We start from the raw sequence: 19,456 nt of genomic DNA, 5'->3' as shown, positions 1-19,456 counted from the left end.
CTAATCCTGCAAAAATGAAAATTATACTTAAATATCTGGTTGTTTCCTGCTGTTTTTTTCTTCTGTCCTGCACAAAGGTGATAGAGATTGACTTGGAAACGGCCGAACCTAAATTGGTCATTGACGCATCGATTGATTGGGTAAAGGGTACAACCGGCAGTGCGCAAAAAATCAAACTTTCTACCACAACAGGATATTACAGTACAATATTTCCAACAGTTTCTGGAGCTGAAATAGTGGTCACAAATTCAGCAAATGCTGTCTTTAGTTTTATAGAAAGTCCTGGCACGGGAGAATATATCTGCTCCAATTTTCATCCGGTTATCGGGGAAACTTATACCTTAAAAATAGTTTTAAATGGAGAAATCTATGCCGCAACCGAAACTTGTATGGGTGTACCGAATATTGAAAATAAAATTGAACAGAATAATAACGGCGGATTTGGAGGTGATGAAGTGGAAATTACCTACTACTATCAGGATAATGGCAATGAGGAAAATTACTATCTACACCGTATTATATCACCTGTATCAACGTTTCCGGATTATAAAGCGATAGATGACGAGAAAACCCAAGGCAATTTAATGCAGGAATATTTTTCTGATAAAGACCTGAAGGCCGGAGATTTGATAAACATCAGGTTGTATGGCATTTCCAGAAGATATTACGATTATTTCAGAAAGGTGTTAGCAGCATCCGGGTCTGGGAACGGGCCATTTCAGATAATACCTGGTTCGGTGCGGGGGAATGTCGTCAATCAGACCCATTTTGCAAACTTTGCTTATGGATATTTCCGGGTATCGGAAGTGGAGGTAAAAGATTTCGTATGTAAATAAGTCCAGCCATAAATCCAGTCGAGCTGCTGAATTTGCTTGCAAATAAAGAAACCAATTAAACGGTCGCGGAACCATGCAGCTATTGGATTTGTCTTAGTTTTGGTATTGCCTATTTTTCTCGCGCTTTTTATTACTTTTTCTACCCTGGGCTGGCGCTCGGATTGAAACATCTGAAACGCTATTCTATAGTCATCATATGATTTTAATAAGTCAGCAATTACAGCTGTATCTTCTAATGCGAGTGACGCCCCCTGTCCGATATGTGGAGAAATGCCATGTGCAGCATCTCCAATGAGACAAACCCGGCCTTTATACCAGTGCGAAAGCTTTGGGACATCATAAATAGGGTAAGCAATAATTTCATGACTGTTTTTGATGATTTTGGAAAATAAAGGATCATCGTTCCTATGAACATTTGCTAAATGGTCCTGGATTTCAGTCTTTAGTGTTTGCTCAATTTTCTGTGGCTTTGGTTCCTGCGCTCTGAAGTAATTATTGAACCACCAGACTTCGCCCTTGTCAGAAACTGAATACGCAAAAAATCCCCTTTCGCCAAAGGTCATCCGTATGGAATCCAGCGGTTTTGAAAGTTCAGGAATCTTTGCATAACCACCGGTAGAGATCAGTTTTGTGTACCTGAGTACGGCTGCTTCAGGGAACAATTGGTTTCTGACCTCAGAAAACATTCCATCACAGCCAATCATAATATCTCCGGTGGCTTTTGTTCCGTCTACAAAGCGAGCCGTTATCTGTTCATTTGTTTCATCATATCCGATAAATTTTTTGTTGTACCTTATGGTTATGCCGGCGTCAATGGCTGCTTTCCGGGCATATTTATTAAGATTTGAGCGTTTTAGCTGAATTGTTTCTACACCATATTGCTGTTTCTGGTAAGCCGTACCCAGTTCTGCTATTTGTTTTCCCTTGGAGTTGAAAAATTTCATTGAGCCCGGAGTGTAATCTTCTTTAAGCGCTTCCAAATCAACAAATTCTTTCAATACATTCAGGCCATTAGGAGTGAGCCCTAAAAAGGCGCCCTCTTTTGTATTGTATTCTGATCTTGATTCAAATATTTCAGACTCAAAACCTATTTTTTTTAGTTGTAAAGCCAGTATTGGGCCCGCAACACCGGCCCCTATGATGATTGCTGTTTTATGCATTGTTTTGCTCCTTTATTTTTAATCCCGGTATCAGTAAAAGGTTTAGTACAAAAAATATCGCCACTCTTATATAATTTAGATTGCGCCAATGCGCTGCTTTTTGTTGTAAAAACACATCAACAGTATTTGTACAAGGTAATGCCTGGAATTCTATGATTGCTGGTGCGAAATACATCAATGTCCAAGCCCTAACTGCAATATGTCCGGCAAGAATCAATAGAATTAAATTTCTCCGTTTCTTTACGTTCCAGTTAAAAACCAAAGCTGTAATAAATATCAATTCATGTATCCCATGTGTTATTATCCAGAACACCTTAAAGTCCAATCCATAGGGTTTTTGAAAAAAGATTAACGAAGCAGGAGGGGCTGCTGTCCATGCCGGAACCATTAGCACGGTTTCCCAGACCTGTGCTCCATTCATTATAAAATAAGCGCAGATGGAATAAAATAGCCATTGGGTAGCTCTGGGGTATTGGTATATGTTTTCCATGTTTAAATTTTAGTTTTACCGTCACCAGGCGACGTTTTTTTTCAAAATTATTGGACGATCAGGAAACGAGCTTGCAAAAAAAGGAGTTAAACTAGTAAATTAGGGAGCATGGGATTTGAGTTAAGAAATGACAGCAAGGCATTTAAAATGGCCTTCGATGAAAATGATATCAATAATCAGGGTTTTAAAGAAGACACCTTTAAAATAGATATCCCTTTTGGACAATTAAGGGCTAAACAATGGCTTTTTGATGGCATCAGAATCCTGTACTCCGAAACTGATCTTGACAAACCAGCCGAACTGGATTGGAAAGGAGATACAGAGCAGATAACCATGCACTTTAATTTGCAGGGAAGAACTTCTATAAAACAGGATGGAATGGGCAATTCCTTTGAGTTGAACGGGAACCAACATAATTTATTCTATGGCACCAAAGCCGAAGGCAAAATGAAGTTTGATGAACTGCACATGAAATCATTTATGATTCAATTTGAAAAGGATTCTTTTTTGGCGATATCAAAAGATGGAAATGAATCACTTAAGCAATTTGCAGACAAAATAGTTTCGGGAACACCCGTAGCTTTTTCGAATGCTAATCTAAATATTGATCTGCCTTTACAGACCTGTATTTATTCGATTTTGAACTGTGACTATTTGGGAGGGTTAAAGCGGTTATTTTTGCTTTCTAAAACGATTGAACTACTTGTTTTGCAGGCGGAATCATTTCATAACTTTCAAAAATCAAAATCTGAATACGTCAAACATGATTACGACAAAGAACGGATTGTATTTGCCCGCGATTATTTAGTCAAAAATATGGAGTCGCCGCCTACGCTGGTAGAATTGGCAAAAATAGCAGGGATAAATGAATACAAACTGAAGCGGGGGTTTAAAGAGATGTTTAATCAAACAGCTTTTTCTTATTTATCTGACTTGCGTTTGGAGCTGGCAAAAAAAGATTTACTGGAAGGCAAAAAACAAGCTACTGAAATCGCATTTAAATTGGGGTACTGCTCATTGCAGCACTTCAGTAATGCATTCAAGAAAAAGTACAGCATTAGTCCAAGCCAGGTGAAGTATTGAGCTGAAATTGTACAGCTATTCAAGGGTAAGACAAAATGTAGAAGCCGATTTTGTCCAAGATTTGAGCACAAGACAATGTGAAGACTTAAATTACTGTGGCATTAGTTTATGACCCAATTGGTGAAGGGGTTGGCCTGCAAGGTAAGCAGTGTGTTATCACCTGAAAGAAGCCGTAACAGGAGATGGTCCTGATTATGGCATTGATTTTAAAAAAGCAGTTTTAGCAGGGAGAACTGATATCCTGGATACTCGAGGTGCTGTGCCTGATAAATGCGGTGCTGAACATTAAATGGGAGAATTTGCCGACATCGGCTTTTAATAGTGATAACGTAGGGTAAGGCAAGTCTTATCATTTACAACCCGGCAAAGGAGTCCTTTGTAATTTTAGAAGCTGCCGCACTAAGGGGCGATAAGGAAGTGGTTTTATAATTGCCGGAAGAATTTGTAGGCGATGCCCTGGATGCATTATGTGAATGTGGAAGGTAAGGCGTTAGTACTTGCGTGTATAAGGGGAGCAGGTAATAGCTGGTTAAATAAATTTATTCTTTAAGAACCGAATAACTGTCATTTAGCGTCATGGTTCAAAAGCTATTAAAGTGTAAGGTCACACCAGCAAGAGTGCTATGGTTTCAAGATCATTTCTGCGATGGATTTGGATAGATAATCATGTCGCCACGGTGGTGATAAATTTAGTTGAAGAGGAGTGGTCCGGTTGTCCAGCAGTTATTTGGTCAGTAAGCGAATTTAATGTTCAGAGCTTTTTTAACATTACTTTCAAAGAGTTCCAGATAAGCTTTAATGTTGTTGACATCTCAGGTTCCAGGCTATCTGCAGTCATGCCATATACGTCTTGAGTAAGTTTGACAACATACCCGTAATAAAAAAATTGAGTGCTTCGTCGCATCACAAGCAGCCAACGCTGTCGGAAACTGAAAACATTTTCTCTTACCGGTGGTTAATTCATGGCCAGGCCACACATCATCCGAAGTGCATCGTAGCCTGGAACTGATTTAAATATAATCACATGAAACAAGGGGTTTTTAACATCCGGCTGGAATACAGAACGGAAGAAGTGACTTTAACTATTCTTCCCAGGGAAAAGTATTATAAAGTGATCTATTTTGGCGGGATCATGGGGGCAGTCTATTGCGTTGCCGGCAAATGGAACTGGATAGAAGCCAAAGATCTGGAAGGAGGCGACCTGCCCATGTATATACCCGACCAGAAAGCCGATCGGTTAGAGCTGGTTCCGGATAAACAGGTGGTTAACTGCATCGGGCGGGAAATTGAATTGCATATTAATCCAAGCGATAAAACCTATGGAAACAAATGACCTGATGCGCAATAAAAGAACAGCTCAAAATCAAAAAAATGTTACATACGCAAAAAAAAAATTATACGTTTGAGTACATAGTGTGCCTAAAGTAACACCAGATTTTGAAGCTACATCAAATTAATATATTTATTAACTTAATAATTAAGCATCAGGTATATGCTAAGCAATACAATTAAAGAAGCGACCAGAGAAGCACACCAGGACCTTGAAAAAAAAGTAATACTGAAAATGAAATCCATTCGCAGCGATTCAGATTATGCCGATTTCTTAAAGCACTTTTATGCCTATTTTAATGCGGTAGAGCAGAGAATTGCACCATATATCACATCCGAATTGTTGCCCGATCGCGCCGCGCGCCGCAACTCTTCCTATCTGAAAAAGGACATTGAGGAGTTGGGCGCAAATGTAAGTGAGCTTCCCGCTGTAAAGGTCCCTGAAATCACTAACACCATTCAGGCACTGGGTGCGCTTTATGTAATGGAAGGTTCGATCATGGGTGGACCCATTATCGTAAAAATGCTGGAGAAATTTGGCATCACCAGGGGTATTTCCTTCTTTTCAGGATATGGTGAAGCTACCGGACAAATGTGGGGCAATTTTGTAGCAATCATGAACGCACAGGCGGGCGATGCTATAGAAGAGCAGCAGGCTGTTGATGCAGCCAATGCAACATTCTCCAATTTTGGATCCGTATTTGGAGTTCTGGCTGTGGCCTGAGCACGTTTTTTTAATGAAAAGCAATTAGCACCATAAAAATCTATTTTTTTATTAACTGGTTCGACATGCGCTTAAAGAAATAAATATTGAGCAGGAACTGTGTATAACCATATACGGCGTCTTCCAGCGGGATGGTAAGTATACGGATGTTAAGGAAGGCCCTGGGATTGTAATTTACAATAGGCGCCTCCAGTCCGGTACCGGTGAGTACCCCGTTTACCGGAAGGAAACCTAACATTAAAATGAAAAATACCAGCGAAGCTTTACCAATCCATTGTGCCCTTACAAAAAAGTGTAGAAAAATAAGTGTTAAAGTGGTAGCTGCAGCAGTTACAAAGGTGTAGATCTTATCGTAATGCAATAAGGCAATTAAGGTTAAAGTGATTACACTAACGAACACAATGATGGTATTAAATGCATCGGCCCAGCTCAGATCAAAAAACTTGTCGATACAGAAATAAGTAAAGACACAGGAAAATGGAATGCAAATAAAAAACAACCATTCTTCAGCCGGTAGGCTGAATAAAGTTATACCGGTTGTATAGCCAGTATTGAACCACCAGACACCCATCTTGGTAAAATAAATATCCCAGGCTATGAAGGGAACCGCTACCAGTAAAGCTGCTTTAAAAAAAGCAGGAAAGTGTTTGTAGAATTGTATTCTTTTATCGAATGAAAAAATGAAACATACGATCACAGTAAGAAAATTGATCAGCAAATAGGTGTAAGGCTTCATTTTTTATTTTTGTTAAAATACATTCTGAAATATTTTGGAGGAACCCACAGAAAACCAAAGCATTCTCCGTGATGTTTTACCACATGCTTATGATGCTGCTTATGGGCCCGTCTGATGGCCAGCAGGTAAGGGTTTTGCGTCTCACGCAGGAACCTGATACGCTGATGTATAAAGATGTCATGCACAAAAAAATAGGCCATCCCATACAGCGTTATTCCAAGACCAATGTAAAACAGGGCACTGAAATGGTTTATGGAGCCTGTATACATGAGTGCAATGGCAGGTAAAGCAAAGATGATAAAGAAATAATCATTTTTTTCAAGCGGTCCCTCGGTGCTGTGGTCATGGTGATCGCGATGTAAGACCCATAAAAAGCCGTGCATCACATATTTGTGGATGAGCCAGGTGGCAGCCTCCATCGATATAAACGTCAATAGTGTTGTGATAAAATTCATAGTTCTGCAATCATTTTTTTTAACCGGGCAGAAGTGATTTTGTTTTCGTTGTCACGAATGAATTGTTTATCCTGCGCAATATGGGCATTGTATCCCAAAAATGAAGGACAGTTTTTTTGTACAGATAAGCGAATGAAGCGTATTTCAACGTTGTTGTGCGCTTCTTTTACGGCATTTTCGATATCTTTTTTACCCTTGTTGAAGGTGCTGAACTTTGCAATAGGGTTGATGATGTGCCTGGCCCATACCACTTTTAAAGCACCTAAATAGGCCAGATGAACGGGGTTTCCGGTTTTTGTCCTCAATTCCTCAATCATAGCCTTGCATAGTTTTTTGTCGGAAACAGCCTTTGCATAATTTGTACGGATATGCTCCATATCTTCTGTATTGGCGTTAACTATGTGCACATGGAGAAACAATATAGTTAATACAGTAAGGAATTTCATAACACCGCAATTTTATATCGTAAATAACTACGCATGGCCAGCGAAAGTTTTTCTGTGTTGGGAATACGGATGCGCTGCTGCATTATTTTCTCTGCCGGGGTATTTTTGATCTTTTTAAACAATGACCGGTAGTATTTATAGGCAAGATATACCCCGAACCTGGATTGGACGGGTAATTTTTTAATACCTTTCAAAGCCTCATCAAATTCAGCTTCAATTTCATGCTCTATTTCGCGCTTGGTCTCATTGCTGAAAATATTCATTTGGATATTAGGGAAATAGCTGCGCCCCAGGGCCTGATAGTCTTCTTTCAGGTCTCGCAGAAAATTTACTTTTTGAAAAGCCGAGCCTAGTTTCATGGCGTATGGCTTAAGTCTTTCAAAGGCTTCTCTGTTTCCCTCAACAAAGACCTGCAGGCACATCAAGCCAACAACTTCTGCAGAACCCAGGATGTACTCTTTATAAAGTTCGGAATTGTAATTAATTTGCTGCAGATCCATTTCCATGCTGTGCAGGAATTGTTCGATCAGCGATCTGTCAATGTCAAAACGATTCACTGTTTCCTGAAAAGACTGGAGTATGGGGTTAAGTGAAATTCCTTCGTCCAGAGCATTCCAGGTTTCGGTTTTAAAGCGCTCCAGTAAGCGCGCCTTGTCATATTCGTGAAAACTGTCAACGATTTCATCTGCCAGACGTACATACCCGTAAATGGCATAAATGGCGGGGCGTATAGCAGACTTTAAAGCCAGGATACCCAGGGAAAAGCTGGTGCTGTATTTTTGGGTAACGGTTTCACTTACTTTATAAGATAACTCATCAAATAGCTTTTTCATGCCTGTTAATTTTAAGGGTGTTTACTTCGTTAGCTGCAATTTTACCTGATATAATGGATGGGGGTACGCCCGGGCCAGGTACGGTTAACTGGCCGGTATAAAATAAATTAGACAGGTGCTTGTTTTTAATAGATGGTTTCAATACTGCCGTTTGACCAAGGGTATTGGCCAGACCATAGGCGTTTCCGCCATAGGCATTGTAGTCGGTTACAAAGTCGCTTATACAGTAGCTTTTCTTGTAAGCTAATTTGGAAGACAGATTTTGGGCTCCGGTATGTTGTTCCAGTCGTTTGAGCATTTCAAGCAGGTAATGCTCACGTATATGTTCATCATCTGTAAGGCCGGTTGCCAATGGCATGAGTAAAAACAGATTTTCATGCCCTTGCGGTGCCACTTGCGGATCTGTTTTTGACGGGCAGCAAACATAGAACAATGGGTTGTCAGGCCATTTTTTTTCATCATAGATGCTTTTAACGTGTTCATCCAGATCATGCTCAAAAAATAGGGTATGGTGTTTAAGCCCTGGGATCTTTTCTTTAAAACCGAGGTAATAAATAAGGCAGGAAGGGGCAAAAATGCGTTTTTCCCAATACGCTTCCTTGTAGTTCCGAGTTTCACTGTCCAGCAGGGTTTCGGTATGGTGATAATCTGAAGAGGCTATGACCGCATCAAATTCCAGGTAGGTGCCGTTCGTAATTATTCCTGTTGCCCTGCCTCCATGTGTAACGATTTTTTCTACATTCTGGTTGAAGTGAAAAACAGCACCTTGTTCTTCCGCAACTTTTTTCATTGCGGTTACCAATTCGTAAAAACCTCCCATAGGATACCAGGTGCCCAGGGCATATCCGCCATAATTCATTAAGCTATACAGGGCCGGGATCTTTTCCGGAGATGCGCCAAGAAAAATGACCGGGAACTCCATAAGTACCCTCAGTTTTGGGTGTGAAAAATACCGGCCTACATAGTTTCTGAAACTGGAAAGCAGGTCTAGCTTTAACGCACTGCCTGCTATGCGGGGTGACATAAATTCCAGCCAGCTGTGACAAGGCTTGTTCACAAATTCACGCATTCCCACTTCGTATTTATACCTGGCGGATTTCATGAAGGTGTCCAGCTGCCTGCCCGCCCCCTTCTCTAATGCTTCAAATATAACTTTGAGTTCGTGGTACGACTCAGGTACGCTGATATTTCCGTCTTTAAAGATCATTTCGAACTGCGGGTCGAGTGAGACCAGCTGGTAAAAATCGGCAGCCTGGTGCCCGAAGTCATTAAAAAAATCTTCGATAATGTCGGGCATCCAGTACCAGCTGGGCCCCATGTCAAATGTGTAACCATTATCGCTTTTCATTTGCCTGGCCCGGCCGCCAGGTTGATCGTGCTTTTCAAAAACATGGACTTCATTACCCGCCTTTGCAGCATATGCTGCAGCCGACAGACCGGAAATACCAGAACCGATTATGGCGATCTTGTTTTTCATGTCTGCTGATTTTTTGAAAGACTATAGGTTGCTTTATTTAATAAATCGCTGCTTTCCATATGTTGCGAGAAAATAGGATGATGAAAATCATTAAGCTTACCAAGTAGCCGTATAAGCTCCATTTTTTCCGCATACAACAGGTTTCCAGTAACGATTGTAGTGGCCTGGCGTATTTTATCCATTTGCCGGTCCAAAGATTCGAGGCCAGCCTGGGTTATGGAAATTACCTTACTGCGCTTGTCTGTTTCAGAATTGGTTTGTGCTACCCAGCCTTTTTTTATTAGCCTGCCGATGATCTGCATGCCGGTGGGTTTATCCTGGATGTTTTTTTTGATCAGGTCCATTTTTGTCATGGCCCCAAAAGCCCTGAGATTGATCAGGTAGATGAAATCTTCCTGTGTGGTAAAGTCTGAATTGTGTATGGCTGCACGTGAATAAGTTTTTGCATACCTGTTCATATGAACCAATAAAGTACTGATCACACTTTCAGGACTTCGTCCATGCGCTTTTCCTTCCCAAAGGGGTTCGTCGGCCGGAAGTGCCTTTTGTTTTTCATTATCGTAAATCCAGCGTTTAAAGCCATTTACATCTTTAGGATAAGAACCGGTGCTTATGCCAGTGTCAAATTGCTCAACCAGCCGTATTACCTCTTTTACGATTTCATAGTTCATACACATATACATATATAGTATGTAAATATACTATAAATATATATATAAAGTATTTAAATATTCTTTTTGTTTGTGCGGATATTGGCGCCGGCCCCTGCTTTAACAAGGGCCGGTACTTTAGCATTTTTGCTACTTTTTAATGCTCTTTAGCATTTCTTTCACGGCCATTTCTATTTGGGTGTCTGTTCCGCTCAGGTAATCTTCGTATTTAACAGGTACCTTAATATCTGGCTCAACCTGTAAGTTTTCGGTTGTGCGGTTTTCTTTGCCTATGGTACCAATCATCGGAATCCCGAAAACCATGGTAGGGTCAATCTGCCGCTCCCACCATACTGCAGTTCCCGTTCCGGCAACCGGCATTCCGATCAGTTTGCCCAGGCCGTTTTGCTTATAGATGTAAGGAAAAATAAAAGCATCGCTGTAGTTGGCTTCGTTCATCACCACGCAGGAAGGTTTATACCAGCGGGTGTTCGGCTCGCCGCCTTTTAACCTGTTGCCCTGAGGCGAAAATTCTAGGTATTTTTTGCCGGAAAGGAAGGTGTTCAGGTCGTCATGCAGCCAGCCACCTCCGTTAAAGCGCGTATCCACAATAAGAGCTTCTTTTTCCATGTTTTTACCCAATACCACATCAAATACTTCTCTGAAACTGGCATCGTTCATCCCCTCAACATGTACATAGCCAACTTTTCCTCCACTCAAACGGCTCACCATATCTTCCATCTTTTTGATCCACCTTTTGTACATCAGGCTGTTTTCTTCGGCAAGGCCGATGGGTCTGATCTTCTCCGTCCAGCGGGTTTTACCTGCAGGATCGAAGAAACTGAGCAGGATATTTTTGCCTTTTTTATTGTTGAGCATTTTTGCCCAGTCTGCATCGGTACTTAAGGGAACCTGGTCAATGGCTTCAAGTATGCAGCCTGCTTTTACCTTGCTGGTATTTACCGCCAATGGCCCGCCAGCTATAACTTCGGTAATTTTAAGCCCTGTATTGCTGTAAGTCTCGTCATACAGCAGTCCTAATGCTGCAGTCTCATCTGCATTGGGCAGGCCAGGGGTATAGCGTCCGCCGGTATGTGAGGCATTGAGTTCGCCAAGGATCTCGCTCAGCATTTCCTGAAAATCGAAATTGTTGCTGATGTGCGGGAGGAATCTGCTGTAAGTATTGCGGTACATATCCCAGTTTACACCATGCAGTTCCGGATCGTAAAACTTAGCTTTAACCTGGCGCCATGCATGTTCAAAGATAAAGGCCCTTTCGGCTGCTGCGTCCAGCGTCATGTCGCCATTGATGCCAATAGGGCTTACCCTGCCGCTTTCACTTTCTACTTTTACCAGGCGGCCACGGTTGCTTACAAAAAGGCTCTTGCCATCTTTACTCATTTCCAAACCACCCGGAGCGCCCGAAAGCTTGGCTAGTATTTTGGTTTCCCTGCTGCGGGTATCGGTAACCCAAAGATCGTACCCGCTTTCAAAGGCTGCGAGGTAATACAGTTTGCTGGCATCAGGGTTAAGGGCATATCCGCCCAGTGAACTGCTGTTTATGGTGAGCTTTACCCGCCTGTTTTCAAGATTGCTGAAATCGGGCACAAAGCCTTTTTTAAGGGTGTCTGGTTTTTTAGGCTTGGTTTTATCGGCTATGGTATCCTTTGGAGCTATGCGTTCGCGCTGCTGCCTTTCTTTAAACAGGTCGTAATCAGCTTTGCTCATACTGGCCTGATCGTAAGCTGCCTGGTCAAAAAATACCCCAAAGATATCCATTTCGCGGTTGCCCTGTATGGCCAGCGATTTGCGGCCATACTGGCCACTGGCCCAGGTCATCATTTTTCCGTTGAGGGCCCATCTGCCCATGCGCTCGCCAAAGCCACTGTTTATAGGATATAATCTTTCGCCAGATCCATCGGCCTTAATGATGGCCAGGTTGCTTCTGGACATATAGCCGTTCTGATCGTCGGTAAGGATGTATTTGCCGTCGGGGCTCCACTGAAAGCTCCAGTCGCCATCACTATAAGAATGATTGTGGCCTTTAGGAAGCAGGGTGCGGCTCGATTTGCTTTTCAGGTTATACACCTTTAAGATGTTGCGGTCTTCCACATAGGCTATTTCTTTGCCATCGGGCGAAATTTCTGGCTGGAACTGCTCTGAAGTCCCTTCAATCAACGGTTCGTCTCTGATCACCGTAGCTGCGTAAAAATAAGGTTCGTCTTTCTGTACAATGATGCTGCGGTAAATGTCCCAGCTTTTGTTCCTTTCCGTAGCATAAATGATTGCCTTACTGTCGGGCGACCAGGTGACCATCCTTTCCTGCTGCGGTGTTTGGGTGATTTGCTTGGTTTGTCCATTGTCAACACTGGTTACGAACACTTCACCACGGGTTACAAATGCAATTTCCTTTCCATTAGGGCTCAGCGCAAATTCGCTGATATCTCCATTTACGGGATAGGTTTTAACCAGGTTGTCCCGCCCGTCGTTAAGGATGCGGATCTGGACTTTTTCTGGCTTTCCATTTTTTAAGGTATAGATCTCCCCGTTTTGTGAAAAACAAAGGGTATTGTTATGGGAACGGCTAAGGTGACGAACAGGATTGTCTTTAAAGCTGGTCAGTTGTGTATAACTACCACCGCCCTTTACCGGCATACTGTATAGGTTCTGATTGCCATTTTTTTCGCTCAGGAAATAGATCAGCTGATCATCGGCACTGAACAGCGGGTTCCGGTCTTCGCCTTCAAAGTTTGAAAGCCGGGTGTACGTGTTGGAAGGAATATCCATCAGCCAGACGTCGCGCGTTACAGATGAGGTATGGTGTTTTCTCCAGGCATCTTCAAAGCCTTTTTTATCTTCGAAAACAAGCTGTTTGCCACTGCTGCTAAAGCGTGCGTTTTCTATGCCCGCCGCACTAACAAGGATGGGTTTGCCCCCGCCAAGCTTTACCGAATAGAGGTTCTGGAAAACCCTTGGGCTATGGAACCTGGCACTTTGTGCAGTGCTGTTGCGCGAACTACCGAACAGTACCTGCTTGTTATCTGGTGTAAAATCGTAAGGATAGTCGTTTGCACTGTGGTAGGTGAGCCTTTCTGCTGCACCACCGCTTACAGGAACGGTAAATACATCGAAGTTGCCGTAGCGGTTGCTGGCAAATGCAAGGGTTTTGCCGTCGTGGCTCCATACCGGCATCATGTCATGCGCTTCGTTCAGCGTTAAAGGGATCGCCTGTCCGCCGCTGCTGCTTACCAGGTAAATATCGCCTTTATAACCAAAGGCAATCTGTTTTCCATCCGGAGAAATGGCCGGATAACGCAGCCACAGCGGGCTATCCTGTGCCTGCAGTATAAAAGCCGAAAATACGAGAGATGCGGCCAACAAAAGTCTTTTCATTTCCTTATAATTATTTTAATGCAACAAAGATGCATTATATATGGCGGATGAGCCAAATTTAAAGAGGGGTTTACGTGCAACTTTATTGCTACAGATAATCAGGTGAAAGCTGATGTAGCAGCAGATTTAAGTTGTCCAAGCCTTTGCTTAGCTTTTTAAAACATTTATGGTATAGACAGTCATCAGTAATAAGGTCGTGTCCTGGTTTTTCAGCAGGTACGCCTTAATGGTCTGAAGCGATTTGGTTATGTGGCTGTTTACCGTTGCAACAGAAATGCCCATAATGCCGGCAGCTTCGTCATAACTCCGGCCCTCAATTTTACAAAGCTGGAATGCTTGCTTTCGCTGAGGAGAAAGCTGGTCGATGGCCTTCTGTAAAATACCCGCTGTTTCCTTGTTCTCCAGCAATTCCTGTCCATCCAGATAATGGTCGGCCGAATTGACAATGAGTGATTGGATCAGGGATTGATCATTGGCTACTTTCCTGAAATAATTGTACACCAGGTTTTGCGCCACCGTATACATATAGGCCTGGAAAGATTTTTCGGTATCCAGTGTATTGCGCTTGTCCCACAGCTTTATAAAAAGTTCCTGAAGCAGCTCGTCTGCAATGTCTGCATTTTTTACCATGCGGAGCACCCTGTAGTAAAGTGGTGGGCTATAGGCTTTATACAGTGCATTAAATGCCTGTTCGTCGCCATGGCTCAGTTTTACTAACAAATCTTTCTGATATGTTTCTTCCAGGATTCTCAAGCTCCAATGATATGTATTTACAAATTTAACACATTTTCGGCGTTTTTTGCGGTATCCCAGGTTTTGTAAATGAGGTAAAAATATTGGTCTGATTAACAGGTTGTTGTGTTTTTGTTTTGATTTTTTTTCAGTAAGGGTCATTGGATTTGCGCTTGGCGGTGTATTAGCTATCAAATTACCGGAAATGAAAGCCTCTGTAAACCATCTTTTTCATAAATATCTGCTCAATAGCTGTAGCGAAGAGGAAATTAAGCTACTGCTTGAACACTTTAAAACTGAAGATGAGGCAGGACATTTAAAAGCACTTATCATTGCCGAACTGAGGCAGCAGGAAATACCTATTAATGCGATAGATGTAGCCGGAAGGCTGGAGGGGATTTACCAGAAAGTAAATGTCCATATCCAAAGTAAAAAGGGCATTACCAAGTTGCAGAATAATAGAAAATGGATCTATACCTCCATCGCTGCATCTATTACTATCATATTAAGTTTCAGCCTGTATTTTTATAACAATTCAGATAAACAGCAACAACCCCGGCTGGTGGTGAACAATGATATTGCTCCAGGCAAAAAATCTGCAACACTAACGTTGGCAAACGGAAAGCAGATTGTACTTTCAGCTCAAAGCAGCGGGCAGCTGGCCAGGGAAGCAGGGGTCAGTATATCAAAAACGGCCGAAGGCGAACTGCTCTATAAGGTAGTTGCAAGTGATAATGTGAAACCGGGACAGATGAATGTTTTATCTACCAGCAGGGGAGAAACATATGCAATAAGTTTGCCAGATGGAAGTAAGATCTGGCTAAACGCTGCGTCCTCAATCCGGTTTCCGGCGTCTTTTGCTGCTTTAAAACAAAGAAAGGTAATGCTGACTGGGGAAGCTTATTTTGAAATTGCAAAGGACAAACTGCACCCCTTTATTGTGCAAACCGATAAACAGCAGACTGAAGTTCTGGGAACCCATTTTAACATCAATAGCTATAAAGAAGAAATGACTACAAAAACTACTTTGCTGGAAGGAAGTTTACGTGTCACATCCTTGGCTGCCGATAAAACCCATGGAAAAATCTTAAAACCAGGAGAAGCCTCCATATTGACGGCGGACAATGGTATTAAAGTAGTGCCGGCAGATGCCAGGGAAACGATGGCCTGGAAGAACGGGTTTTTCCGTTTTACGGCACAGCCTATCGACAAGGTCATGCAGCAGATTAGCCGCTGGTATGATATTGAAGTAAGTTATGTTGGTAAAATGCCCGAAGAGCAGTTTAATGGCGCCATCGCCCGAAACAAAAACATCAGTGAAGTGTTGAGCATGCTGAGCTACGCTAAGGCTGTGAAATTTAAAATAGAGGGAAGGAGGGTGACTGTAATGAAGTAAAATGCTACACAACAGGCCACAAAAAAACCAGCCCGACAGCAATCGGACCGGTTTAAGTACGGTGGCAGTAATTAATACGAATATCAACTCATTGCTGGATGCCGCGAATCTGGAAAATACAAGGCAGACAGCTTAACAACCGAACCTAAACAAATGTACAAAATTTGCACCCAAATGCTGTGCGCATCGCAGGCACAGTATAAAATATGGAGAGTTATGAAGTTAACCACTCTGCTCTTATTTGCAGTGATCATGCAGGTTAGCGCCGGAACGTACGCGCAAAGGGTATCCTTATCATTTAAGGAAGCCAAACTACTGACTATTTTTGATCAGATCAGTGACCAGACAGGCTATAGCTTTGTGGTTACCAATTCTATTTTGAAGGATGCTTCAACAGTGACCATAAATGTAAAAAATGCAGCGCTTAAAGAGGTGCTGGAACAGGTATTCAGAAATCAGCCTTTTGAATTTACCATCAATAACAATTCGGTATTGGTGAAGAGAAAAGAAACATCTGTTATTGATAAGCTCATCGGACAGTTTACAGCAATTGATGTGAAGGGAAAAGTAGTAGACGAAAAAGGTTTGCCGCTGCCCGGAGCAACTGTAAAAGTAAAAGGGGGCAGCAGACAGGTGCTGACCAATACTGAAGGAAATTTTACGCTGAACAGTGTCGACGAAAATGCGGTGCTGGTCATTTCCTTTCTGGGTTATAAAAATAAGGAGGTAAATGCAGCAAAAGATCTGGGCACAATCAGCCTGGAGGTCTCGGCCGGGGAACTGAACGAGGTAACCATATCAACAGGTTACCAGACCTTGCCAAAAGAACGGGTAACCGGTTCTTTTTCCAGTGTTTCTGCAAAGAGTCTGGAGCAGCAAAGGCTAAGCAACATGGGCTCCCTCCTGGAAGGCAGGATCGCGGGTTACAACAACGGCCTCATCAGGGGTACCACTTCCATGACACAGAAATTGTATCCGCTATACGTAGTTGATGGCTTTCCTATTGACAATATCAACCTCAATTCAACGGAAAATGCTACCAACGGCATTCCGGGATTGAACCTCGAGGATATTGAGAGCATTACCGTACTGAAAGACGCTGCTGCCGCATCTATTTATGGGGCCCGCGCAGCCAACGGTGTTGTTGTTATCGTTACTAAAAAAGGAAAAAAAGGCAGGCCGCAGATTGCTGCTTCAAGTACCTGGACAGTGTCACCCTATCGCATGTACAATGATAATTTTACAAACGCTGCCGATGTGGTAGATCTGGAAAGGGAATGGGCAGCCAACAATCCTAACCTGAAAACGGCAAATGCAGCTACTTATGCGGCAAATCTACTGCAGAATATAGCCTATCCAAGCCAGGGGATCAATTCGATTCTTCGTTATTATGCCGGTCAGACCACGCAATCTGCCATGGAAACAAAACTGAACGAACTGGCATCGGCAGGTTATCAGTATTATGATGATGTAGCGAAATACAGCAAACGCAATCCGTTTTATCAGCAATATAACCTGAACGTGGGCACGGCAACCGAAACGAATGCCCTATATGCATCTGTAACTTATCGTAACAATAAAGCTGAAGATAAATACGCGGGCGACGAAACCATTGGTTTTAACCTCAACAATTCTACTCAGATCAGTAAATGGTTGAATATGCAAATAGGAACTTACTTATCCTACAATGAAGAGACCAGACAAAGCTACAATACACTTTCTCCGGGCTATGCATATATGCCATACGACAGGTTGATTAACCCTGATGGCAGCCATTTTACATCGCTGGCAGCTTCACGTATAAGTGCCAATAACATGACCGTTATCCAAAACAATGGCTTATACAGCATGGACATTACCCCGCTCGACGAACAGTCCATGAACCTTGGCAAGCAAAAAAATATGAGTGGCAGATCATTTATTATGCTGAAAGCAAAAATTGATGACTGGATCAGCTATAATGCGAGTTTTCAATATGAATATGCCACTGGTCGTTTAAACCGCCTGTACGATAAAAACACTTATTATGTACGTAGCTATGTGAACAGCTTTGCAACCGGAAACCCGGGAACCACTGCAACATTCAATGTGCCTTATGGTAACATCAATTACAACCAGACCAGGTTCAACAATTCCTACAACTTCCGTCAGCAGCTGAATATTGATAAGACCTTTGCTGAAAAACACAACTTAACAGCAATTGCCGGCACAGAACTCAGAAATTCTAAGTTGAATACTGATGTTAAATATCTTTATGGCTACGATCCCCAGACATTGACGAATATTTTGCTGAACGAAAAACTGCTCGGCAGTTTTGGGGGAGGTTTGTTTGGAGGTAACAGTTTCAATAGCGGTTCCAGGACTGAAGATATTAACCGCTTCATTTCCCTGTATGCAAACCTGAGTTATGCCTACGATAGTAAATACCTGCTGACGGGCAGTGTGCGCTGGGACAGGTCTAACCTCTGGGGTACAAGTTCCAAGTATCAGAATACACCGATATGGTCGTTTGGTGCGGGCTGGAATATCTATAAAGAGTCCTTTTTTGATGCCGCCTGGGTAGATGTGCTGAAGCTTAGGGTATCGCATGGTATCGCTGGTAACGTAGACCCTTCAAACGCACCTTTTATGACCGTAAATTATTATCCCAACAACAATGTAGGCGGTGTATACGGAACGATAGGCTCCAGGCCAAATCCATTATTGTCCTGGGAAAAAACAACTACAACCAATGCCGGTTTAGATTTTACCTTGTTTAATAACCGCTTAACAGGAACCTTGGATTACTATTACAAACAGGGCAAGGATTTACTGGCTAACACTATGGGCGTACCCACAGAAGGCTTTGGTTATTCAACTTATGCCATTAATAACGGGCAAATGTCCAATAAAGGTATCGAGGTATCGTTGTCAGGAGATGTTGTCCGCTCAAATGACTTAACCTGGAACCTGGGCCTGCAATATGCAAACAATAAGAACAAGGTAACTTACGTAAACGTAGAGGCCCCGGTGTATTTCCTGCAACTGGATTATCCGCAGGCTTACCCTCAGATAGGAAATCCATACACCGCCATTTACAGCTATCGCTGGGCCGGACTAAGCTCAACGGGCTTGCCACAGGTATACAATGATAGAGGTGAAAAAGTGCTGGCTTCCCCGGCCAACCTGCAATCTGTACATTATGCCGGTACAACTGTGCCGGTTTACAGCGGTTCATTAAATAATATGCTGGAATATAAGAATTTTACGTTTTCGTTCCTGCTGACATTTGAAGGCGGGCATAAAATGAGAAATACTTTCCTGCCGGTACTCGGTTCTGCATACAACGGGGCGCTCGGCGGATGGGTCACCCAGATCAGTGCTGTAAATAAAGACATTGTGAACAGGTGGAAAAATCCGGGCGACGAAGCCTGGACCAACATTCCAAGGCTTGTGTTTGGCGAAGACCCTGCATACAATAGTCAGAGCATGGATATTTACCGGAACGCCGATATCAACGTTATTGATGCATCCAATCTGCGCCTGAGAAATATTTCATTGGCCTATAAACTCCCTCAAGCCATCGCTAAAAAAGCGGCCATGAGCAATGTAAGGTTCCAGTTTAATGTAGAGAATGCATTCACCATTGCCAAAAGTAAAGAAGCCAAGTATTTATTGAACGGCTATCGCTCGCCAAACTATGTATGGGGTGTTTATGTTAATTTTTAAGTGATTGA

Annotated in this window: 16 protein-coding genes; 6 read left to right on the top strand and 10 right to left on the bottom strand. The window is 42.6% G+C overall.

What is annotated here, in order from left to right; all coding sequences use genetic code 11:
- Positions 1–14 precede the first annotated feature (14 nt).
- Positions 15–836, top strand: a complete 822-nt coding sequence (locus B9A91_RS01125; RefSeq protein ID WP_084236589.1) for a DUF4249 domain-containing protein — start codon at positions 15–17, stop codon at positions 834–836.
- On the opposite strand, the gene B9A91_RS01120 is transcribed toward B9A91_RS01125, so the two are convergent.
- A complete protein-coding gene (locus B9A91_RS01120; protein WP_084236588.1) occupies positions 782–1,996 on the bottom strand; it encodes an FAD-dependent oxidoreductase in 1,215 nt (404 codons plus the stop codon). The two genes, B9A91_RS01125 and B9A91_RS01120, sit on opposite strands and share 55 nt — an antisense overlap.
- Positions 1,989–2,486, bottom strand: a complete 498-nt coding sequence (locus B9A91_RS01115; RefSeq protein ID WP_084236587.1) for a hypothetical protein — start codon at positions 2,484–2,486, stop codon at positions 1,989–1,991. The genes B9A91_RS01120 and B9A91_RS01115 overlap by 8 nt, the downstream gene beginning before the upstream one ends.
- Before the next feature lie 108 nt (positions 2,487–2,594).
- On the opposite strand from B9A91_RS01115, the gene B9A91_RS01110 reads away from it, so the two are divergent.
- The 3 genes from B9A91_RS01110 (at position 2,595) to B9A91_RS01100 (ending at position 5,622) form a co-directional block, all read left to right on the top strand.
- Positions 2,595–3,569: a helix-turn-helix domain-containing protein gene (locus B9A91_RS01110; protein WP_084236586.1), complete on the top strand. Its 975-nt coding sequence runs from the start codon at positions 2,595–2,597 to the stop codon at positions 3,567–3,569.
- 1,024 nt (positions 3,570–4,593) lie between these two features.
- Entirely contained in the window at positions 4,594–4,902 is a 309-nt protein-coding gene (locus B9A91_RS01105) for a hypothetical protein (protein WP_084236585.1), read from the top strand.
- Between the two features lie 159 nt (positions 4,903–5,061).
- Positions 5,062–5,622, top strand: a complete 561-nt coding sequence (locus tag B9A91_RS01100; RefSeq protein WP_084236584.1) for a biliverdin-producing heme oxygenase — start codon at positions 5,062–5,064, stop codon at positions 5,620–5,622.
- A 40-nt stretch (positions 5,623–5,662) separates the two neighbouring features.
- On the opposite strand, the gene B9A91_RS01095 is transcribed toward B9A91_RS01100, so the two are convergent.
- The 8 genes from B9A91_RS01095 to B9A91_RS01060 all read right to left on the bottom strand — a co-directional run bounded on the left by B9A91_RS01095 (position 5,663) and on the right by B9A91_RS01060 (position 14,365).
- Positions 5,663–6,358: a lycopene cyclase domain-containing protein gene (locus B9A91_RS01095; protein WP_084236583.1), complete on the bottom strand. Its 696-nt coding sequence runs from the start codon at positions 6,356–6,358 to the stop codon at positions 5,663–5,665.
- A complete protein-coding gene (locus B9A91_RS01090) occupies positions 6,355–6,813 on the bottom strand; it encodes a sterol desaturase family protein (protein ID WP_084236582.1) in 459 nt (152 codons plus the stop codon). The genes B9A91_RS01095 and B9A91_RS01090 overlap by 4 nt, the downstream gene beginning before the upstream one ends.
- Positions 6,810–7,259, bottom strand: a complete 450-nt coding sequence (locus B9A91_RS01085; RefSeq protein WP_084236581.1) for a hypothetical protein — start codon at positions 7,257–7,259, stop codon at positions 6,810–6,812. Before B9A91_RS01085 ends, B9A91_RS01090 begins: the two co-directional genes overlap by 4 nt.
- Complete coding sequence (locus B9A91_RS01080; protein ID WP_084236580.1) at positions 7,256–8,092, bottom strand: phytoene/squalene synthase family protein; 837 nt, start codon at positions 8,090–8,092, stop codon at positions 7,256–7,258. The genes B9A91_RS01085 and B9A91_RS01080 overlap by 4 nt, the downstream gene beginning before the upstream one ends.
- On the bottom strand, positions 8,076–9,569 hold the full coding sequence (locus tag B9A91_RS01075; RefSeq protein ID WP_084236579.1) for a phytoene desaturase family protein: 1,494 nt from the start codon (positions 9,567–9,569) through the stop codon (positions 8,076–8,078). Before B9A91_RS01075 ends, B9A91_RS01080 begins: the two co-directional genes overlap by 17 nt.
- On the bottom strand, positions 9,566–10,240 hold the full coding sequence (locus B9A91_RS01070; protein WP_084236578.1) for a MarR family winged helix-turn-helix transcriptional regulator: 675 nt from the start codon (positions 10,238–10,240) through the stop codon (positions 9,566–9,568). Before B9A91_RS01070 ends, B9A91_RS01075 begins: the two co-directional genes overlap by 4 nt.
- Before the next feature lie 129 nt (positions 10,241–10,369).
- The gene (locus tag B9A91_RS01065; protein WP_084236577.1) at positions 10,370–13,612 is read right to left on the bottom strand and encodes a S41 family peptidase; all 3,243 of its coding nucleotides are present in this window, start codon (positions 13,610–13,612) and stop codon (positions 10,370–10,372) included.
- Between the two features lie 147 nt (positions 13,613–13,759).
- Positions 13,760–14,365 (bottom strand): RNA polymerase sigma factor, encoded by a 606-nt coding sequence (locus B9A91_RS01060; protein WP_084239533.1) that lies wholly within the window; start codon positions 14,363–14,365, stop codon positions 13,760–13,762.
- A gap of 184 nt (positions 14,366–14,549) precedes the next feature.
- Here B9A91_RS01060 and B9A91_RS01055 point away from each other — a divergent pair, with 184 nt between their 5' ends.
- Complete coding sequence (locus B9A91_RS01055) at positions 14,550–15,740, top strand: FecR family protein (protein ID WP_084236576.1); 1,191 nt, start codon at positions 14,550–14,552, stop codon at positions 15,738–15,740.
- Between the two features lie 216 nt (positions 15,741–15,956).
- On the top strand, positions 15,957–19,448 hold the full coding sequence (locus B9A91_RS01050) for a SusC/RagA family TonB-linked outer membrane protein (protein WP_084239532.1): 3,492 nt from the start codon (positions 15,957–15,959) through the stop codon (positions 19,446–19,448).
- Positions 19,449–19,456 lie beyond the last annotated feature (8 nt).

Origin of the sequence: Pedobacter africanus (assembly GCF_900176535.1) — a bacterium.
GTDB classification, from domain to species: Bacteria; Bacteroidota; Bacteroidia; order Sphingobacteriales; family Sphingobacteriaceae; genus Pedobacter; species Pedobacter africanus.
The sequence above is the reverse complement of the archived record's forward strand: the minus strand, read 5'-3'. Positions and strand labels throughout refer to the sequence as shown.

Excerpts from the sequence above, each read along its gene's own strand:
- B9A91_RS01125 (WP_084236589.1), top strand. The coding sequence starts at position 15 with ATGAAAATTATACTTAAATATCTGGTTGTTTCCTGCTGTTTTTTTCTT.
- B9A91_RS01120 (WP_084236588.1), bottom strand. The coding sequence starts at position 1,996 with ATGCATAAAACAGCAATCATCATAGGGGCCGGTGTTGCGGGCCCAATA.
- B9A91_RS01115 (WP_084236587.1), bottom strand. The coding sequence starts at position 2,486 with ATGGAAAACATATACCAATACCCCAGAGCTACCCAATGGCTATTTTAT.
- B9A91_RS01110 (WP_084236586.1), top strand. The coding sequence starts at position 2,595 with ATGGGATTTGAGTTAAGAAATGACAGCAAGGCATTTAAAATGGCCTTC.
- B9A91_RS01105 (WP_084236585.1), top strand. The coding sequence starts at position 4,594 with ATGAAACAAGGGGTTTTTAACATCCGGCTGGAATACAGAACGGAAGAA.
- B9A91_RS01100 (WP_084236584.1), top strand. The coding sequence starts at position 5,062 with ATGCTAAGCAATACAATTAAAGAAGCGACCAGAGAAGCACACCAGGAC.
- B9A91_RS01095 (WP_084236583.1), bottom strand. The coding sequence starts at position 6,358 with ATGAAGCCTTACACCTATTTGCTGATCAATTTTCTTACTGTGATCGTA.
- B9A91_RS01090 (WP_084236582.1), bottom strand. The coding sequence starts at position 6,813 with ATGAATTTTATCACAACACTATTGACGTTTATATCGATGGAGGCTGCC.
- B9A91_RS01085 (WP_084236581.1), bottom strand. The coding sequence starts at position 7,259 with ATGAAATTCCTTACTGTATTAACTATATTGTTTCTCCATGTGCACATA.
- B9A91_RS01080 (WP_084236580.1), bottom strand. The coding sequence starts at position 8,092 with ATGAAAAAGCTATTTGATGAGTTATCTTATAAAGTAAGTGAAACCGTT.
- B9A91_RS01075 (WP_084236579.1), bottom strand. The coding sequence starts at position 9,569 with ATGAAAAACAAGATCGCCATAATCGGTTCTGGTATTTCCGGTCTGTCG.
- B9A91_RS01070 (WP_084236578.1), bottom strand. The coding sequence starts at position 10,240 with ATGAACTATGAAATCGTAAAAGAGGTAATACGGCTGGTTGAGCAATTT.
- B9A91_RS01065 (WP_084236577.1), bottom strand. The coding sequence starts at position 13,612 with ATGAAAAGACTTTTGTTGGCCGCATCTCTCGTATTTTCGGCTTTTATA.
- B9A91_RS01055 (WP_084236576.1), top strand. The coding sequence starts at position 14,550 with ATGAAAGCCTCTGTAAACCATCTTTTTCATAAATATCTGCTCAATAGC.
- B9A91_RS01050 (WP_084239532.1), top strand. The coding sequence starts at position 15,957 with ATGAAGTTAACCACTCTGCTCTTATTTGCAGTGATCATGCAGGTTAGC.